This window comes from Methylophilus sp. (assembly GCF_052437885.1).
Taxonomy (GTDB): domain Bacteria; phylum Pseudomonadota; class Gammaproteobacteria; order Burkholderiales; family Methylophilaceae; genus Methylophilus.
In genome coordinates, this window is record NZ_JBQVPB010000019.1 from 1 (window position 1) to 18,874 (window position 18,874).

The 18,874-nt window shown below is 55.2% G+C and carries 6 protein-coding genes; 1 reads left to right on the forward strand and 5 read right to left on the reverse strand.

Annotation, left to right across the window (positions count from 1 at the left end; all coding sequences use genetic code 11):
* Positions 1–419: 419 nt before the first annotated feature.
* The 4 genes from ACT6RZ_RS14365 to ACT6RZ_RS14380 form a co-directional block, all read right to left on the reverse strand.
* Positions 420–938, reverse strand: coding sequence for a PEP-CTERM sorting domain-containing protein (locus tag ACT6RZ_RS14365; RefSeq protein ID WP_444702774.1), 519 nt, complete (start codon positions 936–938; stop codon positions 420–422).
* Positions 939–972: 34 nt separating this feature from the next.
* The gene (locus tag ACT6RZ_RS14370) at positions 973–3,270 is read right to left on the reverse strand and encodes a 5'-nucleotidase C-terminal domain-containing protein (RefSeq protein ID WP_444702775.1); all 2,298 of its coding nucleotides are present in this window, start codon (positions 3,268–3,270) and stop codon (positions 973–975) included.
* 48 nt (positions 3,271–3,318) lie between these two features.
* Positions 3,319–4,086, reverse strand: a complete 768-nt coding sequence (locus ACT6RZ_RS14375) for a PEP-CTERM sorting domain-containing protein (RefSeq protein ID WP_444702776.1) — start codon at positions 4,084–4,086, stop codon at positions 3,319–3,321.
* A 113-nt stretch (positions 4,087–4,199) separates the two neighbouring features.
* Positions 4,200–7,238 (reverse strand): ExeM/NucH family extracellular endonuclease, encoded by a 3,039-nt coding sequence (locus ACT6RZ_RS14380; RefSeq protein ID WP_444702777.1) that lies wholly within the window; start codon positions 7,236–7,238, stop codon positions 4,200–4,202.
* A 365-nt stretch (positions 7,239–7,603) separates the two neighbouring features.
* Between ACT6RZ_RS14380 and ACT6RZ_RS14385 the strand changes: the two genes are divergently transcribed.
* Positions 7,604–8,680: an alpha/beta hydrolase gene (locus ACT6RZ_RS14385; protein ID WP_444702778.1), complete on the forward strand. Its 1,077-nt coding sequence runs from the start codon at positions 7,604–7,606 to the stop codon at positions 8,678–8,680.
* 89 nt (positions 8,681–8,769) lie between these two features.
* Here the strand turns inward: ACT6RZ_RS14385 and ACT6RZ_RS14390 are convergent, their stop codons facing one another.
* The gene (locus ACT6RZ_RS14390; protein WP_444702779.1) at positions 8,770–18,858 is read right to left on the reverse strand and encodes a filamentous haemagglutinin family protein; all 10,089 of its coding nucleotides are present in this window, start codon (positions 18,856–18,858) and stop codon (positions 8,770–8,772) included.
* Positions 18,859–18,874 lie beyond the last annotated feature (16 nt).

The following is an 18,874-nucleotide window of genomic DNA, read 5'->3' on the forward strand; positions in this document are numbered from 1 at the left end:
TGCAGGCCGCTAGGGCGAGTTTCGCGACCGCTTATTTTGATGAGCAACGCAGGAGATAAGCGGAAGCTAGGGTGCATTTCTTTTGGTTACGTTTTCTTTGGGCAAGCAAAGAAAAGTAACTCGCCTAGAGGCGAAATAAAAGGGTGAAACAGAGCACTGAACCAGCCAAAGAATTACCGATTAAAATCTCATAGGAAAGTGCAGCACTCGTGCTCTACTGGAACAAAGCTAAGCATTCACCTTGCCTGGATTCCGGCCTCCGCCGGAATGACGGAATAATGTAGAGCGCACGATATGCGCATAACCGACCGTTACGCAAGCGCACTGACACTAGTCGCAGTTTGCGCATAAAAAAAGCCCGGGATAAACCCGGGCTTAAAGCACATTTAAACCTGCTTACACAGGCTGGAGGAAAATGGCTATTTTGACTGACGACGGGTCACGATGTAACCGATCAGACCCAGGCCCATGAATACCAGGCTGGATTGGGTAGGCTCAGGCACAGCAGACAAGGTGTAGCTCAGGTTACCAGCACCTGAGAAGCCCAGTGAGGTGTCGTAGGCAAAGAATGAGTCTGCTGTATTTGAAGAACCAGCCACCAGGCTGAAACCGATCGCCGGGTTAGTGGCATCCACAGACCACTCGATACCTGTGAATACGCCATCCTGGAATACCGCGAGCGCATCTGCCAGCGCAGGTGTAGCCAGGTTGAACAGGTTGCTGCCAAAATTGAAGTTCAGGCTGCTCAGGTTCAGCAGTTCGGTGCCTGAAGACAACAGGCCAGCGTCATCAAAGCTGAATTGGCCGTTGTACTGAGTACCGTTGAAGTGGCCGGAATCAACCTGGCCAGACACTTGCCATGACTGGATAGCCGCTTGTGCAGGCAATACGCTGCTCATCAGCGCGATCAATGCTGCTTTTTTAATCAAAGTTTTCATCATAGTTTCCTTCTAAAAGAATGAGTCGCAAAAATTAAAGAATAAAGTCACGGGCAGGTGCTACTTGCCTGGCGGTCAAGCCTTTGAGGGTGACCAGTGTTTTAGCTGCGGCCGGACCTGCTGCACCATCACTATCCACTTGCACCTGTACGCCACCTGTCACATCCAGCAGCGTGATATAGCCTTCTGCGATCGCCACATTGGCGGAGATGCCCAGTGAAGCCAGCAATGCGCTCAACTGTAATTTGTCGGCATAAGGAGTGAAGTCGGTGATGGTGTCGCCAGCGTCACGCAGGCTGTTGTAGACAAATACATCGTTGCCGGCGCCGCCGGTCAGCGTATCTACACCCAGGCCACCAGTGATCACGTCATCACCGGCAGTGCCTACCAGCACATCACGGCTGGCAGTGCCAGTGCGTGTCACGCCAGGCGTGCTAGTTGCGATCGCCAGATCTATCAGGCGGCCGCCTTTGTCATACTGATTTTCCAGACCGTAGTAGTTAACCGTGATCTCGTCGCCATCGGCATTGTTCAATCTACCCAGGCCACCTTCTGCTTTTGGTGTCTGTATGTAGTTGGCTAATGCTTCCTGATAGGTAATGGTGAACGGGCTATCTTCAAACACCACGTTATTAGCCGCAAACGGGAAGCCATCGCCACCGGCTGCGGTAAAGTCTATGGTGGTGAAAGAGAAGCTGCGGCTGTTGTTGACGACCACACCGTTATCTATCAGCACAGTGCCGTCATCCAGTACCACGCGTTGCACGCGGTTGCCTGTGCCCTGTGTGGTTCTGGCCACGTTGTTACTGTTGTAAACCACTTGCATGCCAGAGATCTGCGGGTAACGGCCATTCGCTCTGCCAGTCGGGCTGGTGTCGCCATAACCATGCTCCAGCAGATCTTTCAATTGTGTGGCATTCACTGCAGGTGCGCGTTTGACCAGGTTGGTGAATGGCAGGATATTGAAAGTATCACCGACCGAGACATTGCCAGCGGCTGCGATATTGGTACGGATACCGCCACTGTTCTGGATGGCGACTTCAGTTTTACCGGCAAAACGCATCGCATCTGCCACCAGGTCACCCAGGCCGGTTTCGGCGTTACGTACACCAGCCACAAAGGTGCATGGCAAAGCAGCACAGGTGGTGTGTGTCGGGCCATTCAATTTAACTGCTGTGGTGCCTATGATCTGTGCATTCAACACAGAAATATAGTTCTGCACTGGTGTGACTACCTGGGCTTTGATGGTTGCGTCACCTGCGACACGGTCTGCATCGGCAGCGGCACCAGTGACACGCATCATTTTGCTGGATTCGATAGCGACAAATTTACCGGTGCTGTCATCAATGCTGAAATTCACCTGACCAACATAGCGATTACCGAAGTGGCTGGTTAAAACCGGCACTGTTTTGCCATTTGCATCAAGCGCATTCACCGGGTGTGAATTGAAAGTCGCAGCTACGCCACCATTGATCAACGCATCATCAGGGTCAACCATCAACTCATGGCCGCCACCGGACAACACCAGATCAACGCCGGTCAGTGCCGGCACTACGACATTGATTTCGTTAGCCGCATTTTGCAGGTGGCTCATCAGAATCACGGTAGTCACGCCTTGCTCGCTGCGCAGGCGGGTGATTTCAGCCTGGATGATAGGGATCAGCGCCTGCAGGTTTTGTGCTTCGGTATTATTGGCGTCGTAGCCGATCACATTCACCGCACCTGGCGAAGAGATATTAGGCAACAATGGTGTAGTCGCACCGACCAAACCTATCTTGTGGCCGGCTGCGGTGGTGATGACTTTAGAAGGCGCAACTTTGCCGCTGGCTTTCAGGGCGCTGAATTCAGAGGTAGCGTTAAAATTCAGGTTGCTGGAAAGATAGGTGCTGCCGGATACCTTGGCAAACCGTGCAGCCACTTGCGGGCCGAGGTCGAACTCGTGGTTACCGAACACCATGGCGTCAAAACCGATCTGGCGCAAGGCGATAGCATCGTAAAAGTCCTGGCCACCATCGCTAAAGCTAGTGGACAGGTTATTCAGGCTGGCAGTGAAACGCGGGCCAGGCAGGAAAGCATCACCGGCATTCAGTTTCAATACGGTGCGGCTTTGCGCCACTGCCGCTGTTTCGGCATTTTTAATCACAGTAGCCAGACGGTCTACACCGCCGTAAAACGAAATGGCCTGACCAGCGTCATCGCGCAAGTTACCTTGTGCAGACAACAACCAGCTTTCCTGGTCGCCCACGTGCAATACAGTCACGCCTTCTGCCCAAGCACCACCGGCAGTAAATGCCAGCGCTACACATGCAGTTAATTGTTTCAGTTTAAACATGTTCTTCTCCATGGAGTGCCGCAAAAAAATCACGGCACTCATTCAGTATTAACGTGATTGACGACGACGAACCAGACCCAACACACCCAAACCAGCCAGCAACATCGCGGCGTTGTCGGCTTCTGGTACTGCGGTCACTGCGCTGATGGTGAATGCAGTGGTGTTAGGCACTACACCGACTGAAACACTGTTGTTCACTGTGTCTACGTTCCAGTTGTTCACGTTGGCGACTTGCGCCTTGTAATCTGCAAAGTTGTTCAAGCCGCTGCGCACGCCGTTGTACTCGGCATAGTCAGGCTCGCTGGAAGCACCGGCTTTAGCTGTCAACTCAATGGCGTTAACACCTGCGCTCAGACCAGTGTTGGTCAATGGGCCATGTGCCGCGAAAGTACCGTTGGTGATGGCGGACAGGAATGTGGTTGGTGCAGTCGCGCCTGTACCGAGGTAGGCATATACGGTCTCGCCTGAGTTGGAGAGGCCCCAGTTGCTGTTACCGCTAACGGTGACGCGTGACAGGATGCCGGTAGAAGCTGACAGGGTGTTTTTGTCATATTCGGCAAAACGCACTACTGACCCTGCAGTCACTACGCTGCTGGAAACCCACTGGTTATAGCTTTCGCCGGTGTTGAATGCACTGCCGGTCCACTCGTTGTCGCTGAAGTAGATGGTTGTGTTGGCGGCGATATCCACAAAGGTCACGAATGACAGGCCGTCTTCATCCGCATTGAATGATGTGAACATGATGTCACCGGCATTCAAGGCCGCGTTGGCTTGTGTAGACAGCAGCATGGCTGCGATTAAACTGATTTTTTTCATGATTTGGATCCTCTCAATATAAATTTGAATAACAACTTTTTTTCATGGTTTTTAGTTGCCGGCGCGATACTTTGGTCACGCCGGCTTATTGACTTCAGGCTGACTGCGCCTGCTTACCAACGTACATCGCGCTGTGCATTCAGGCTGGCCGCTGTCACCCCTCTCAAGGTCACCAGTGGCTTGGCCGTGATCTGCAACTGTGTGCCACCATTGACGCTGACCCAGCGTGCCACGCCATCGTCGAACGGTTGAGTACCCTGGTAACCTATGCTTTGCAGCAGTTCACGGATATCCAGCTGATCCTCATTTGGCGTAAAGTCAGTGATGGTGTCGGTCGCGTCACGCATGCTCTGGTACACGAACAGGTCGCGTCCTGCGCCGCCGGTGAGGGTGTCAGCACCTATGCCACCCGTCAGTACGTCATCGCCAGGCGTACCGACCAGCGTGTCACGCTGATTACCACCTTGCAGAGATTTCACCAGTTGCAGGCCTACGATCACCGGGTCATGGTCAGAAGAACGGTACGGTGACTCTGTGTACAGGTCTTGCGGTTTGAACTCAGTGTTGTAATCGATGACGAACGGCTCATCGGCGTTGATATGCCAGTGCACGGTGCCCGTCACTTGCGCGGCCAGCTCTGCATTGGCCAGTGCGTGGTCCAGGTAACCGGCTTCACCATCAAACACGTAGGAGTAACCCGCCTGGTCGTTGTAACGCGCGATCAGGTCCTGCAAGCCGGCGTTTTCAAGCACCAGCACAGGTTCTTCCTTGCCGTAGGCATTCAGGTCACCGATCACCATCACATCCGGGTCATTGGCCTGGTTTTTAACGGTCTGGATGAACTGCACCAGCTGGCTGGCTTGTGCGTGGCGTTGCGCGTTGTAGCAACCCTGGCCATCACCCTGGTCTGCATCTGCACCACTTGCATCAGAGCAACCCTTGGACTTGAGGTGATTCACCAGCACAGAGAACTTCTCGCCATTGGCAGCCTGGAAGGTCTGCGCCAGGGTAGGACGGTTATTGATGCTGTTGGTGTCAGATAATGCAGCCGCTGCCGGTGTCAACCTGGCTGGCTTGTAGATCATCGCCACCTTGATCGCATCAGTCCCTGTACCAGTGGCCGGGTCAGCAACCACCGCATAGGTATTGGCACCCAATACTGCATTCAGGCCATCCACCAGGTTTTGTGCGGCAACCGCGCCATTGTTCTGGATCTCCATCAGGCCGACAGCATCGGCATTGATAGCGGTCAGTGCACGTATGATCTTGTTACGCTGACGGTTGAACTCGACCAGATTGTTGGCGCCGCGGCAGTTAGAGGCAGACACGCTGCCACCCAGACGGCAGCCCTGGCCGCTCTGGCCACTGGCGGTGGCGCCATTGGTAAAGGTGGTGAAGTAGTTGAGCACGTTAAAGCTGGCGATCTTGTAGTTACCACCCACGCTGGCCGGCGTAGCGGTGCGCACATTGTCACGCGTGAAGCTCACTGCCTGGGTAGGATGCAGCTTGTAATCACGTGGGCCTGGGTTAGAGGCAGTGATCAGGCCATGGTCTATCACACCGACCAGGTTTTCCACGATATCACCGGCGCGCAAGGTATCGTCCTCGCCGATAAACGGGATAGGGTTTGGGTTTTGCACGCTGCTGCCGTCATCCAGCACCAGGCGTCTACGCGCATTCTCGTCTGCCAGTTGTGCCGCAGCCGCTGAGTTGGCCGGGTAGATATTGGTCGGCTTGATCATGCGGCCTTCAGCAGACAGCGTGACCTGGCCGTAACGGCCCTGGAAGTAGTTTTGCGAAGCAGTGAGTGGTGTAGTGATACGCACCAGCATGCCTTCGTAGGCTTCCAGATCGCCTTCAGTGACTTCAGGCAGGCTGATATCCGTCGGCAGGATGACATTGTTGCTGCTCAACACTTGCAGGTTGCTGATATTGATCAGCTCGGTGATGGTGTTGAACTCGGTGACCGTGGCCGCCAAACGCAGTTTTTGACCGACAGTCACCGTAGGTGCCACACCAGAACCCAGGTAGACAAAGATACCGTCAGAAGTGAGCGGGTTACCGTCGCCGCTGGCATCCTGGATATAAAAGCCATTCAGGCCGGGGAACACCGCGGTGACCACACCTTCGGTGGTCACGTTCTGGCCGTTGAGCGGGCTGACTGAAGCCACACCCAATCCGCTGCCCTGAATGTCATAGATACGTGTGATGCTGCTGTTTTGCACGGTGACACTGACGCTGCAGGTGGCCGTTTGCGCTTCGTTATTGGCAAACCTCACGTCCACCGCGTAGCTACCGGCTGGCAGGCTGCCATCCAGTTGCAGGCTGGCACTGGCAGACTGGCCATCACTGCCTGCGGCAACAAAGTTATTCAAAGTCACGCCTGCCGGTGCAGAGGCCAGCAAGGTAGCGGCATTGACGATACTGTCCGCATCAGAGGCCTGCAATAAGACCGAACCGGCTTCGCCGACCTGCAGAGTGACTGCCGGGCAGGAAGTGACGATAGGCTGGTTGCCCACCGGGCCGCTGCCGCACACATTCACGGCGCTGCTGCTGTTACGTGGTGCAGGGCTGCCGGTGGCAAAGTCGCTGCTGTTCTGGTTGCTGTCCTGACAGCCATTGTTTTTTCTCAACAGCGCGGTGCTGCCGTTGATGGCCGGGGCCGCTGCGCCTTCAAAGAAATTGGCGCTGCCGTAGCCGACCAGGTCGACGATCTGTGCCAGTTGCGCCGGGCTGCAAACAGCTGAACTACCGTTACAGGTCAGCCCGCTGCTGCTGTTGACCAGCACTACCTTGCCGTTAGTGCCGCTCATGTCGGTGGCATTGTTGCTGATATCAGCCGTGAGCGACAAGCCATTGGCCGCGCTCCTCAGACCCACCAGGTAATATTGGCCCGGTTGCAGCAGGCCAGACAAGGTGGTCACGCCGTTGGCAGAAAAATTGCCGGTGCCGGTCGCGCTGGCGTACTGTACCGACCAGCCACCGATATTGACTGCAGCGCTGCCGTTATTGAACAGCTCCACATAATCCTGATTGTAGACATTGCCCTGGCCGCCATAGATCTGGCTGATGACCACGCCAGCCTGTGCTGACAGGCTCATTTGTACCAGGCCAGACAAGGCCAGCACCCACTGTAACTTTTTTAATTTCATTTCCCAGACTCCGCAAGTATTTGACTTGAATAAAAGCCTGATTAATTTATCAATTTACAGCAGGGGAATTATTAAGTTTGCCGCCACAAAACTAGGTAGGTCGGACTAGGGAAAAGTCCGAAAACGCGCCCGATTGATACATTTTCGGGTCAATGACCAGCGCCGCAGACTAGTGCCATGCCCCATACAAGCCAGCCTGCAGGGTGTGACAGGCGCCCGGACCGGGGGATGGAAGATGGTGGCTGACACCGTGGTAAAGCTTGTCCTACAACAAATTGGTGCGATGCCTGATAGGAACAGCAAACCTATGCAGCTAAGGTAAGGGTTCACTCTGTTACCACTTGATAAAACAAGAAAGGCATATCATGACCACCACTTCAAGAAGCGACCCTTTACTCAATAAAGTTGCCGGCATTATTCCTGCCATCGAAGGCTCAGCCCCGGTTGAAGCGATCAAGAAAGTCATAGGTGGCGAACCACCAAAGGCAGACCCTGATATGCAGCTGGTACTGGATGCACTGGGTTCACTGGGCGGCAAGCCGATCGAGACCCTGTCGCCGGAAGAGGCGCGTCAGCAACCTACGCCTACCGATGCGGTTAAAAAGATACTGACTGACAATGGCCATCCGCCACGCGCGCAGTTGTTCACTTCTACCACCATCAGCATCCCCGGCGGGCCGGTGGGCAGCGTGCCTGCCCAGGTGTATACGCCATTGGTCGGTGATGGCCCGTTCCCGGTCATCCTGTATTTTCATGGTGGCGGCTTTGTGATCGCCGATACCAAGACCTATGAGGGTTCTATCATTGCACTGGCGCAAGGTGCGCAGGCCATCGTGGTGTCACTGGATTACCATCAGGCGCCTGAACACCAGTTCCCCACCCAGCCGAATGAAGCATTTGCTGCCTATCAGTGGCTGCTGTCGCACGCCGAGGAGCTCAACGGTGACCGCAAGCGCATCGCTGTGGCGGGTGAAAGTGCCGGTGGCAACCTGGCAGCGGTGGTGTCATTGATGGCACGCGATAAAGACGTGACGCTGCCTGTGCACCAGCTGCTGATCTACCCGGTGGTGAACAACAATGTATTTAATTCATCTTATATAGACAATGCCAACGCCAAACCGCTGAACGCCGCCATGATGAACTGGTTCTTCAAGCATTACAGCGAGCCGCTGGATGCCTACAGCGCTTATGCGCTGCCGGACAAAGCCAGCTCACTGGCCAACCTGCCGCCGGCCACGGTGATCACGGCCGAGATAGACCCGCTTTACGAGGAAGGCAAAGAGTTTGCCGAGCGTCTGGAAAGTGATGGCGTACCTGTGGCTTACCGCCACTACACCGGGGTAGTGCATGAGTTCTTTGGCATGGCCGATGTGGTGGCCAAAGCCAGGGAAGCACAAGTGTTTGCCATTGCCGAGTTGCGCAAGGCATTTGCCACAGCCTGATGCCCTGAGCCACCCTGAGCCACCCTTGGTTCAACCAGTAAAACAAACGCCCACCATAGGTGGGCGTTTGTTTTGATCCATTTAGACGCTTAATCCTCTAAACGTATCGTCTTCACCGTCACGATAGGCGGCAACTCCTTGGGCGCCACGTTCTGGTTAGACATCTGGTTAGCGATGTTTTCAGTCAAGGCATTGCTTGCACCTGCAGAGGTGTTGGTTGCACCTAAGGCAGCGCCGGCTAAGCTACCGGTATCGGCCACAGGCACACCGGCAGAGGCACCTGCGGCGCTGAAGTTGCTGGCGTTATTGATCACCAGCGCACCCACGAACAGATCGCCAGCCGATGAGACACCCGCTTCACCTGCATCCAGCACACCACGTGGCGCGGCCAGATAGACGGTACCGGCCTTGGGTGCAGTCTGAGCGCCGCTAGGGCCATCCGGGTCATAAGTCTCGGTTGCCAGACCGCTGCCGGAAGCGACCCCTTTCACCTCGACCACCACATTGCCGTCACTATCGATATTGATGATGCGCTCGGGGATAGACACTGCGGTTTTTGAGCCACGGCCGGCATCGATATCGCCGTTATTCACCCAGGCGATCAGATCACCGCCATACAGCGACTTCACTTTGGACTGGTTGACTTCAAAGCCTTTGTCGGCAAACACATTGATATAGCCGCCACGCTCGGTGACCACGCCTATGCCATGCGGCAAGCTGGCGGTATCGGCTGCCACGCCGGCGTTGAGCACACCGCCTGGCAGCAATATGCTGACGTTACCCGCACGCTCGGTCACCACCTGGCTTTGATACATGGAGATGTTGCCGTTATAGGTATTCGTTGACGGGAACAAGCCGTTGATCAGGGCGTCGCCGCGGCCAGTGTCAGCAGTATTCACGTAGTCACGGATGGCCAGGGTCATTTCCTTGCTGAATACATCAAATATCAGCGGTGCCTGTTTGTTGCTATCCAGGGCCAGGAACAGCGGCATGGCTTCGTCTATGGTCAGTGTTCTTTGTGCGATCTTTTGCATAAAGTCGACCACTGCCTGGTTGACGGTCGCCCGGTATACGGCCAGCGCGCTGTCGTCCTTCAGGTTGGCAGGGCCATTACCTTCGGGGTTGATATACAGGCGCACAAAGCCGGCGATATCAAGGCTGTCATCCGTCACCCCGGCCAGCATGATGATATTGGCACCATTGCCTGCCAGGTTGGGGTTGATGTTGTTTGCACGTGACAGGATACCGGCAGAATTGCCCAGGTTGATATCCCGGCCAGCCTGCACGATCAGGTCACCTGGGCCGTTGACTTCTATCATCGCCAGCGGCTGGTTCACCTCCATCAGGATATCGTTACCCGCTTTCAGCACACTGATATCGTAAGGGTTGTTGTGCTGGATAGAAGTGTTCAATATCAGATTGTTACCGGCCGAAATATAGACTGGCATCGATGTTTTCAAGCCAAACACACCGCGCGAAGTGGTAGAAGCCGGTGGCGTTCCGCGCAAGTTCACATCACCTGTCTTGGAGACGATGACTGCCATGTTTTGCGTATTGGTATTGCTGGAAACCAGGGCATTATTGGTTTTTAACGCGCCGAACAAGTCCAGATTATTCGAAGGCGAGCCATTGAAAGGCGTGTTGATGCTCAACACACTGGCATCGGCGTTAGACATCAGGATCTGGGCCACCGGGCTCTGTCTGGAATCTGAAGCGACAGGCGACACGATAGTTTGATTCGCCAGCAGGTTGAGCGCGCCTTTGGCAGACGGCACCAGTATCATTTTATTCACGCTCATGCCGCCACTGAATGCAGTGGCATTGACTATGCCGGGGTGCACTGCCGCCATGTCATTGACGATCACCGCATTCAGGGCGCTGAAATCATTGAACAAGGTGTTGTAATTCAGGCTGGCGGGATTGCTTTGGCCTATGCTGAGGTCGCCGGCTAAAGAAGCGACGCTGAATGCACTGTTGCTGGTGTATGAATTAAAGAATGTCAGACTGGTGGCATTGGTCACATTGCTATTCTGCATCCACAAGGTAGGGTTGAACACCGTTTCTATGACTGCCCCTGTGCCCGCATTGATAGTCGCCGTTGCATCCTGCAGGGCGACTACCGTGCCGGTGGTGCCCTCTTTCTGCACTGCACCGTCGACATCGATAGTGATGGCACCACGGCCACTATAGTAAATACCGTTAGTCAGATTGCCACCGACCGCGACATTGATATCACCACCGCCATTGACCAGGCTGTTGTTGGTCGGGTTGACACCGGCAGTATCAAACTGTGCATTGGTGGCAGAGGATAAGCCCAGGTTGCTGACGTTGCCGCCAGCCCTGACATTCACATCACCACCTGCCAGCGCTGCCACGCCCTGGTTGAACTGGTCAGCACGTATCCACCAGCTGGTATCATTGGTGGCGCTGCCCTGGCGTGACAGCCATTCGTTCACGGTTTGTCCGCTGGTGACGGCATTGATATCCTGCCCGGCCAGCAAGGTGATGTTGCCGCCATTATTCACATAGCTGCCGGTGGCATTGATATTGTTCCTGTTACGCGCATTGCCGGTCGAAGGCGGCGGGGTGAATCCATCCAGATTCGCCACCGTCTTGCCCAGGGTGTAAATGTTGGCATTGGCATCCAGCTGGATATTCTTGCCGGCGGCAATGGTGATATCACCTTCACCTGTGCGTATCAGCTTATTGCTGGCCAGGCTGAAGTTACCGATGCCATTCACCGTTTCAGTCAGGTTGGCGGCACTGTAATCCGCACCCGCGATCAGGTTATAGCTGAAAGTCTCGATATTGGATTGCATCACACCGGTAGCCAGCGCGGTAGTGAAACCGTCGCTCAGCGAGCCGTTCATGGCCAGATTGCCATTAGAGCGCAGTGTCAGTGAACCGCCACGCCCGGCCAGCAGGCTGCCGAAGGCGCTGAGGTTCACATCCGAACCCACCGCCATATCGCTGACGCTGTTACCGCTGGTGCTACGCACCTCTATATGCGGCAGTACTTTGATCACGCCACCATCCTGGGTCGCGGCATAATTACCGGCGCCAGTATTCGCATTGTAAAACGCATTGGTGTCAGCGATCATGCCGGCCATATTGACGGCGTTGAAATTGGGGGTGGTGTAACTGCGCGTGCCTTCGACCCGCACCTCACTTGCCCCTTTGATGGCAGCAGTGGTATTGAATGCCACATTCACGGTATTGGCAGTACCTGTGGTACCACGGTTACCCCTGAGCGTGACCGAACCGTCGTAGCCATCCAGCCCGACCTGCCCGTGCGCAGCCGCATCATAGCCACTGGTGTCTATCACTGCACCGCTTGCAGCAGAGACCGCATTCACCGTAGACAGGCTATTGGCAGATAGCAGCACTGTACCGCCTGAGCCGGTTTGCAGATCACCGACAGACTGGTTGGCCTGCTGGCCACGGGCGGTGATCTGGGCAGTATTCTCCAGCGTCACCAGGCCGTTGGCATAGATGGCGACATCACCGCCCTTATTGCCATCGGCATTGATATGGCCGGCGACCGTCGCATTGCCATTATCCACACCCAGGCTAAAGTTGTGCGCAGTGACCGTGTCAGCCGCTGCGATCACTACATTGCCGTTGCGCACCCGGATATCACGGCTTTGGTTGAAATCACCGTTTTCCAGTGCCTGGTTAACGGCGCTGAAGTTGTCCAGCTGTGCGACATCCAGTTTGACCGAGCCGGTTTTATTGCCAGCCGCGGCCTGCCCTTTCAGGCTGCCATCTGCCACCAGCAAACGACCTTGTTTGGCCTCTACCTGCACACTACCGGCATTGCCGGACTTATCGCCGCCTGATACATCTACCAGTGCATTCTGCTTGATCTCTACATTGCCGCTATTCGATACCAGGCTGATATCACCGGCATTGCTGGTTTTAGCAGTCTGCTTGTCAAACTGCACCGTCGCTGCCCGCGTGCTGATGTTGGCATTTTCTGCCACCACCAGATTACCCTGGGAAGAAACGGCCTTGAATTGACCAGCCAGCAGTTCGACCTTACCGTCTATCGTAGTTGCCTGCGAGGATACGGTCAGCTTGGCGCCCAGGCCGGTCGTTTCTGCCACCTGCTTATTGTTGGAAGCCAGTTGCAACTGGCCGCTGGCGTTCAGGGCATAGTTAGCGCCGGTATCTGCCGTCACCACGCCCGAAGTCAGGGTGGTCGTGGCGGCATTCACATTCAGGGCGCCGGTCTCGCTGAACTTGACCTGCTGGTTGGCATTGATTGCCACCTGGTCAAACCCTGCGATGTTAAAGCCGTGATCGGCTTTGCCAAAAGTGGTGTTCTCGGTATTGAACACCAGATTCGCGGCACCGCCACCCACTGCAGGCGTAAAGCTGTTACCCAGGGTGTTTTTCAGCACCAGGGTATTCGCATTCACCACTACGTCACCAGCGCCATGATGCGCGAGGCCGGTGGTGTTCAGGGTCAGATTCAATGACGGCGAACCGAACTCCAGTGCGCCATACAGATCGATCTGCTGATAGCTGTTCAGTATCAGTGAAGAAAGCTGGCCATAGGCCTGCAAGGTAGCTGCATCTATTTTAGTGCCGGCCACCGGGCTGTTAGTGCCCAATGCAAACTGCTGCGAACCCAAAGTCAGGATACCGTTTTTAGCTAACAGCACATCACCAGACTTGTCAAAGCTCCTGGTCGAATCGAGGACGGCTGAATAGTCTGACTCTACGCGGGCACCGGCTGCGATAGACAGGTCACCCGTGCTGGCAGAGGCGCCGGTACGGGTCAGCACCAGCTCGTTATTGGCAGAGACTGCCAGCAGTGCGCCTGAGCCATTGGTCTCTAGTTCGACCTTGCCCTTGGCCAGGGTAGAGGCTGCGGTTTTGATCACGGCGCCGGCTTTCACCTGCACACTGTCTTTGGCCGTCAGGATCAACTCCTGGTTTTCTACTGCATGATCAGCATCATTCTCGACCACCACTTGAGAAGCCTGGGTGGTGACCACATATTTGCCATTGGTGAATTGACGCGTACCGCCCAGCAAGATGCTGTCTGCTTCAATATTGGAAAGTTGATCGGCACTTAGCTGTAACACACCCGGCTGCAACACACCCGCCGCGGCTGCGCCCAGATTTGAAACCACCTGGATCTGGTTGGAAGTGATATCGACCAGCGCCCCTTTACCGCCAGCGACACTCTTACCTGCGATCTGTCCATTCAGGCTTAACTGCTGGCTGGCCTGTATGGATAACTGCCCGGCATCCAGCGGCCTGTCTGAAACAGCCTGGTTATTCGCCAATGCCCTTTTGCTAAAAAAGCTGTTGCCCAGTGTGGTCAGGTATTCTGCCTGGCCTTTATAGTCTTTGCTATTGGCATTGTTTCTGAACACATCGCCATTCATTACATTAAAGCTGGCATATTGGCCTCTGCTGGTATCGTCCAGCTTTGTCAGGTAACCCGACATGGACATGGAACCATCCAGCCTGGCCAGGCTGGTGTTGACAGGCTGTGCGCTGGCACCGTCAGCTCTGACCAGATATGCGCCTGGCAACAGTGCGTAATGCGCTGGCAGCAAGGTGTATTTACCCGCCGCCAGACCATTGCCACCCGAGAGATAAACCGCCTGACCCAGCGCGACATCCGAGCTGGATTGCATGTTGAAGTCATAAGGCGAATATTGATTATTCAGGCTGGGCAACACCGCGTAGTAACCCTTTTGATTGAGGATATCTACCGAACCGCCTATGCCTTTGATCCACTCATAAGCCATAGTATCGCCACCACCCGAGATATCGACTTTGGCGTTATCCTGAATATCTATGGTGGCACCGTTGAGGGTGATCTTCTTGCCGTTGAATACGACTTCGTCTTGCACACTGCTAGGATCGGAGATCAGGCGGCTACCGCCTAACATGGTCACGGCCAGCGGGATCAGGCTGCCTTCGGCAGACACCGATGTGATGCTGTTGGGGCTTAATACGATCTTGTCGCTGGCGTTAAGGTTGATCTGCCCCAGCGGCGCACGCAAGGTGCCGGATTGCACGATCTGCTGGGCGTTCAGGTTTAAAGTACCCTGTGCCGACATAGGCACCTGCGACTGGGCATGCGCACTGTTTCTGATCTCGATCGAGGTGTTCGCGCCAGTCGGGTTGAGGGTATAGGTATGCTGCGTCACCGGGTAGATCTGTGCCGCATCCATGACCAACTTCTCCGGCGTGTACAGGGTGCCGGCATTGCTCGCTTTAGAGCGTATGCCACTCAAGCGGATATCCGACTTGCTGTTGAGGTGCAGTTCATTGATATTGGTGAATGCGACCGTGCCTATGATGTCTATAAAATCAGCATTGAAGCTCAGTGACTGGTTGGCAGCCACCGGGTTGGTCAGCCCCCAGGAGTTATTGTTGGTCAAAACGATGTTAGAAGCAGTGACGTTGGCGCCGCCGGCGATAGAGGCCGCATCCAGCGTCAATGCTGACGGTACATTCAGCGTCAGGCCGTTGGCAAACACGATACCGCTGTTGGCGTTAGCCGTCACATCGTCTACACGCAGGCTCAGGTTATCAAAACCGCCTTTTGCGATCTGCGCTTGCGAGATCTGCCCTTTACCTATGGCATTGGTCAGTGGCTTTTGCGGGTCAGAGGTATCTATCAGGTTACTCACCGAAGAACCGGGCAGATTAGCCGAAGACAAGACTTCATGTTGCTGTGTCACCGTCAGGATACGCTGGCCGCCAGGATAGTATAAAGGTTCGTTGATATTGCCTTCGGTACCGGTGGCATCTACCCCGCCCAGGGTGATATTCAGGGTGCCTGCAGCTGCGCTGCCAGAAGCCCGCCCGGTCAAATTACCGTCCAGCGCCATACCATCCCTGGCCGCCAGGCTGATAGTACCGGCATTGGCATCCACCTGCTGCCGTACATAGCCGCCGGCAACCGGCAAGTCCACCGCGCCGGAAGTGCCGGACACATCGATCTGGCTGCCTTCCTTGAGGATAAGCACGCCATTGTCAGTCTTGAGCGAGATCTTGCCGGCATCAATCAGCTGACGGTTTTTCAGGGTACCGTCTGCAGAAGGCGGTGCTGTATAGGTGGCTTTGGCCGAGATGTTGGCCTCGGACCCCACAAACAGACTCAAGGTGTTATCAAACTGCGCGTTAGGCAGATTGTAGTTGCCGGGTTGGCCGGTGACTGCTAACTGGATATTGGCACTCGGGGCGATGATATCGCCCAGGATAGTCATTTGACCCTTGGAAGTGATAGTGACATCGCCGGTGGCGCCACCCGCCTGTATAGGCGCATCGGTCACGATAGCGGCATTGCTGTTCAGGGTGAACTGATGACCGGCATTCAGCTTGAGCGAAGCCGGCGCTCTGGCAAAAGCCGGCAGTGTGACAGCGGTGGTCAGATCCGAGATATCGGCATGGTTAGCCTGGCCTCGCGCACCGGCCACCAGCACCCTGCTGGCCTGTTGTGGCGCGATAGTGACCACGCTATTGGCGGCGTCGCCCACCACGATAGAGCCCAAAGGCTGATTATGGTTATCAATGACATAGCCGCTGAAACCACCGGCTTTAAAGAAAGATTCTGACAGCCACAAGGTATTGGCCGCCTGCGGATTCACGCCGCCCAGTTGCACCTGGCTGACGCCACTATTACCCGAAGGCCCCTGCAGATTGACTGTCAGTGTGCCGCCTTTGGTCTGTGTGGTGCCATTGGTCATGCCATAAGAGGTGATGGCACCTTCTGGCAAATGATTTTGCGCCAGCGTTACATCCACATCGCCGCCATGGCCCATTTTCACCTGGCCGTTATTGGCTATCCAGGCACCCGCGCTGGCATCTATTTTGGCATTGTCTTTTAACACCAGGCCGTCGGAAATGGTGATCTTGCCGCCGTCTATCGCGACCGGGCTGCTCATGGCGCCAGCGATGCCTGGCAGATCATTGACGAATAACCCTGCCGTGCTGATAGTCACCCCTTCAGCCACCACGGTAGGTGCGACCGGGTTGGAAGACAGCGCGATGGTGCCGCCGGCAAAATGAATATCCTTATTGACATTGATACCACCAATGGCGCTGATCGCCAGTGCGCCTTTAGGGTCAGCGGTCAGGCTATCAAGAACATTCACCTTGGACGCCAGCGCGTTGATGGTCAAGCGGTTGACGCCGTTGGCAAGTATGGAGGTGTTTAATTCGCTCAGTTGCTTTTGTTCATTACTGAGCTGGGAATCCTTGGTGAAATCGTCGCCCAGCGGACTGACGTTGCTGGTCAGGTTCAGGGCGCCGCTACCCATATAATTCAGGGTGAATTTGCCGCCTAGCGGCATACTCACATTGGCGTAATCACCGCGCTGGAATGTACCCGGTGTGGTTTTTGCGATCACCTTTGCCTGGAAGGCCAGCTCGTCTGCATCCACCCTGACCGCGCCTGCATTACCGCCTTCGGTATAGCCAGCCTGCATGACGCCTGCGTTTGAGCCGCCCAGATCCCATGATCTGGTCACGCCCCAGCGTGCGTTGTCTATATTGTACTGATTGTTGATGCCGCTATAGGGTACACCAGCCACCGCATCAGAAGCATTGATCCATTTGCCGTTATAGAACACCTGGCTTTCGCGGATATTACCGGCCGCATAAGTGATAGTGCCTGCCGAGGTATCCAGCACTGAACCCGACTTGGCGACCACGTTGTTGGCTATCAGCGAGATGCTGCCGCCCTCTGTCATACGCTCGGCCAGGGTGCGCTCCTGCGACAGCAGCGCATCATTGATAACGGCCTGGCTGATGAGGCCGGTGCCTTTGCGTGCATCCAGGTACAGTGTCTGGCCGAACAGTGCGCCGCCGCGCAGGATAGGCGAGTCATTCAGCTGCTGTGAATACAGCTGTATCGCCAGCTGGTTTCTGGACATGGGTGCGTTCGCATCTACCCCTGAAACATCTATGGATGCATGCTCACCTAAAAACAGCGAGGTGGTGCCTACATTGGTCTTACCCAGCACATCCACCACACCGCTATTGGCAACGATCTTGCCTTCGATATCGATATCCTTACCCGTGATCTCCACTTTCGATTTCAGGATAGCCTGCGCGTTCTTGACCGTTTCCGGGTCGTTTTTATCTATGGTGACGCTGGTTTCGCTGCCCTCAGCCAGGGTGACATGGCCATACACATCGGAGAGTGGTGTATTGAACTGGGTGATCTGTTTGGCTTTGAGGAAAACCGAGCCATTGGCACGTATGGTGGTGTTGGCAGAAATGCGCCCGCCCTGATTCACAGCCAGGCCGACCAGGGTTGCATTGCCACTACCGACGATGATATCGCCAAGGTTGGTGGCGGTACCGCCAGAGCTCACCTCGACCAGCAGGCCGGCGAAATCATCCAGGGTACTCAGATACACGGTCTTACCGGCGGCCAGTATGGTCTGCCCGTTAGGCGTCGTGATCACGCCGCTATTTTTCACGTCAGGCGCCAGCAACATCACGCGGCCGCCCTGGGTGGTAGAAATGGTGGCACCTTTGGCGACATCGATCACACCGACCACATCAGCAAACGAAAATACCGGCGCGGTGGTATTCGACAAGATACCGTTGTTGTAAATAGCCTCGATATTATTGTTGATCAGGTTATCCAGCGTGGTGGCTGTCAGCGAGCCGACATTGATCTGCGACCCGGCGCCAAAGTAAATACCGTTCTGGTTAACGATATAGACATGGCCATTCGAAGTCAGCATGCCGTCTATCAAACTGGCAGAACTGCCCATGACACGGTTAAGCACGCTGGAAGAAGCATTCAGCATATTGAAGTTCAACCTGGCATTGGCACCCACGTTCAAACTATCCCAGTGAATGATCGCCTTGTTAGTCAGCGTATTCACGTTCATGGTGTTGCCATTGACATTGATATTACCGGCGCCGGAGATGATGTTGCCGCCGGTAGGCAAGGTGTTGGCATCCATGGCCAGCACGGGTGCCGACATCCAGCTCAGACAGCCGGCAAGCAGCAGTGCGACACTGCCGGTAGAGATGCGCCAGAATGACTGCGCGCTGGTGTCAGGCGCAACCGTTGCCGGTGCTGCTGGCGCCGGACTGACGGTTTTTTGATGGCTGCGAGAAATTTCTGCAATAGGCACCAACATGCCCAGTCGCTTGCTGAAAACGAGTTTAAAACGTAATTTATTCATTTCTTCACCTCAACAA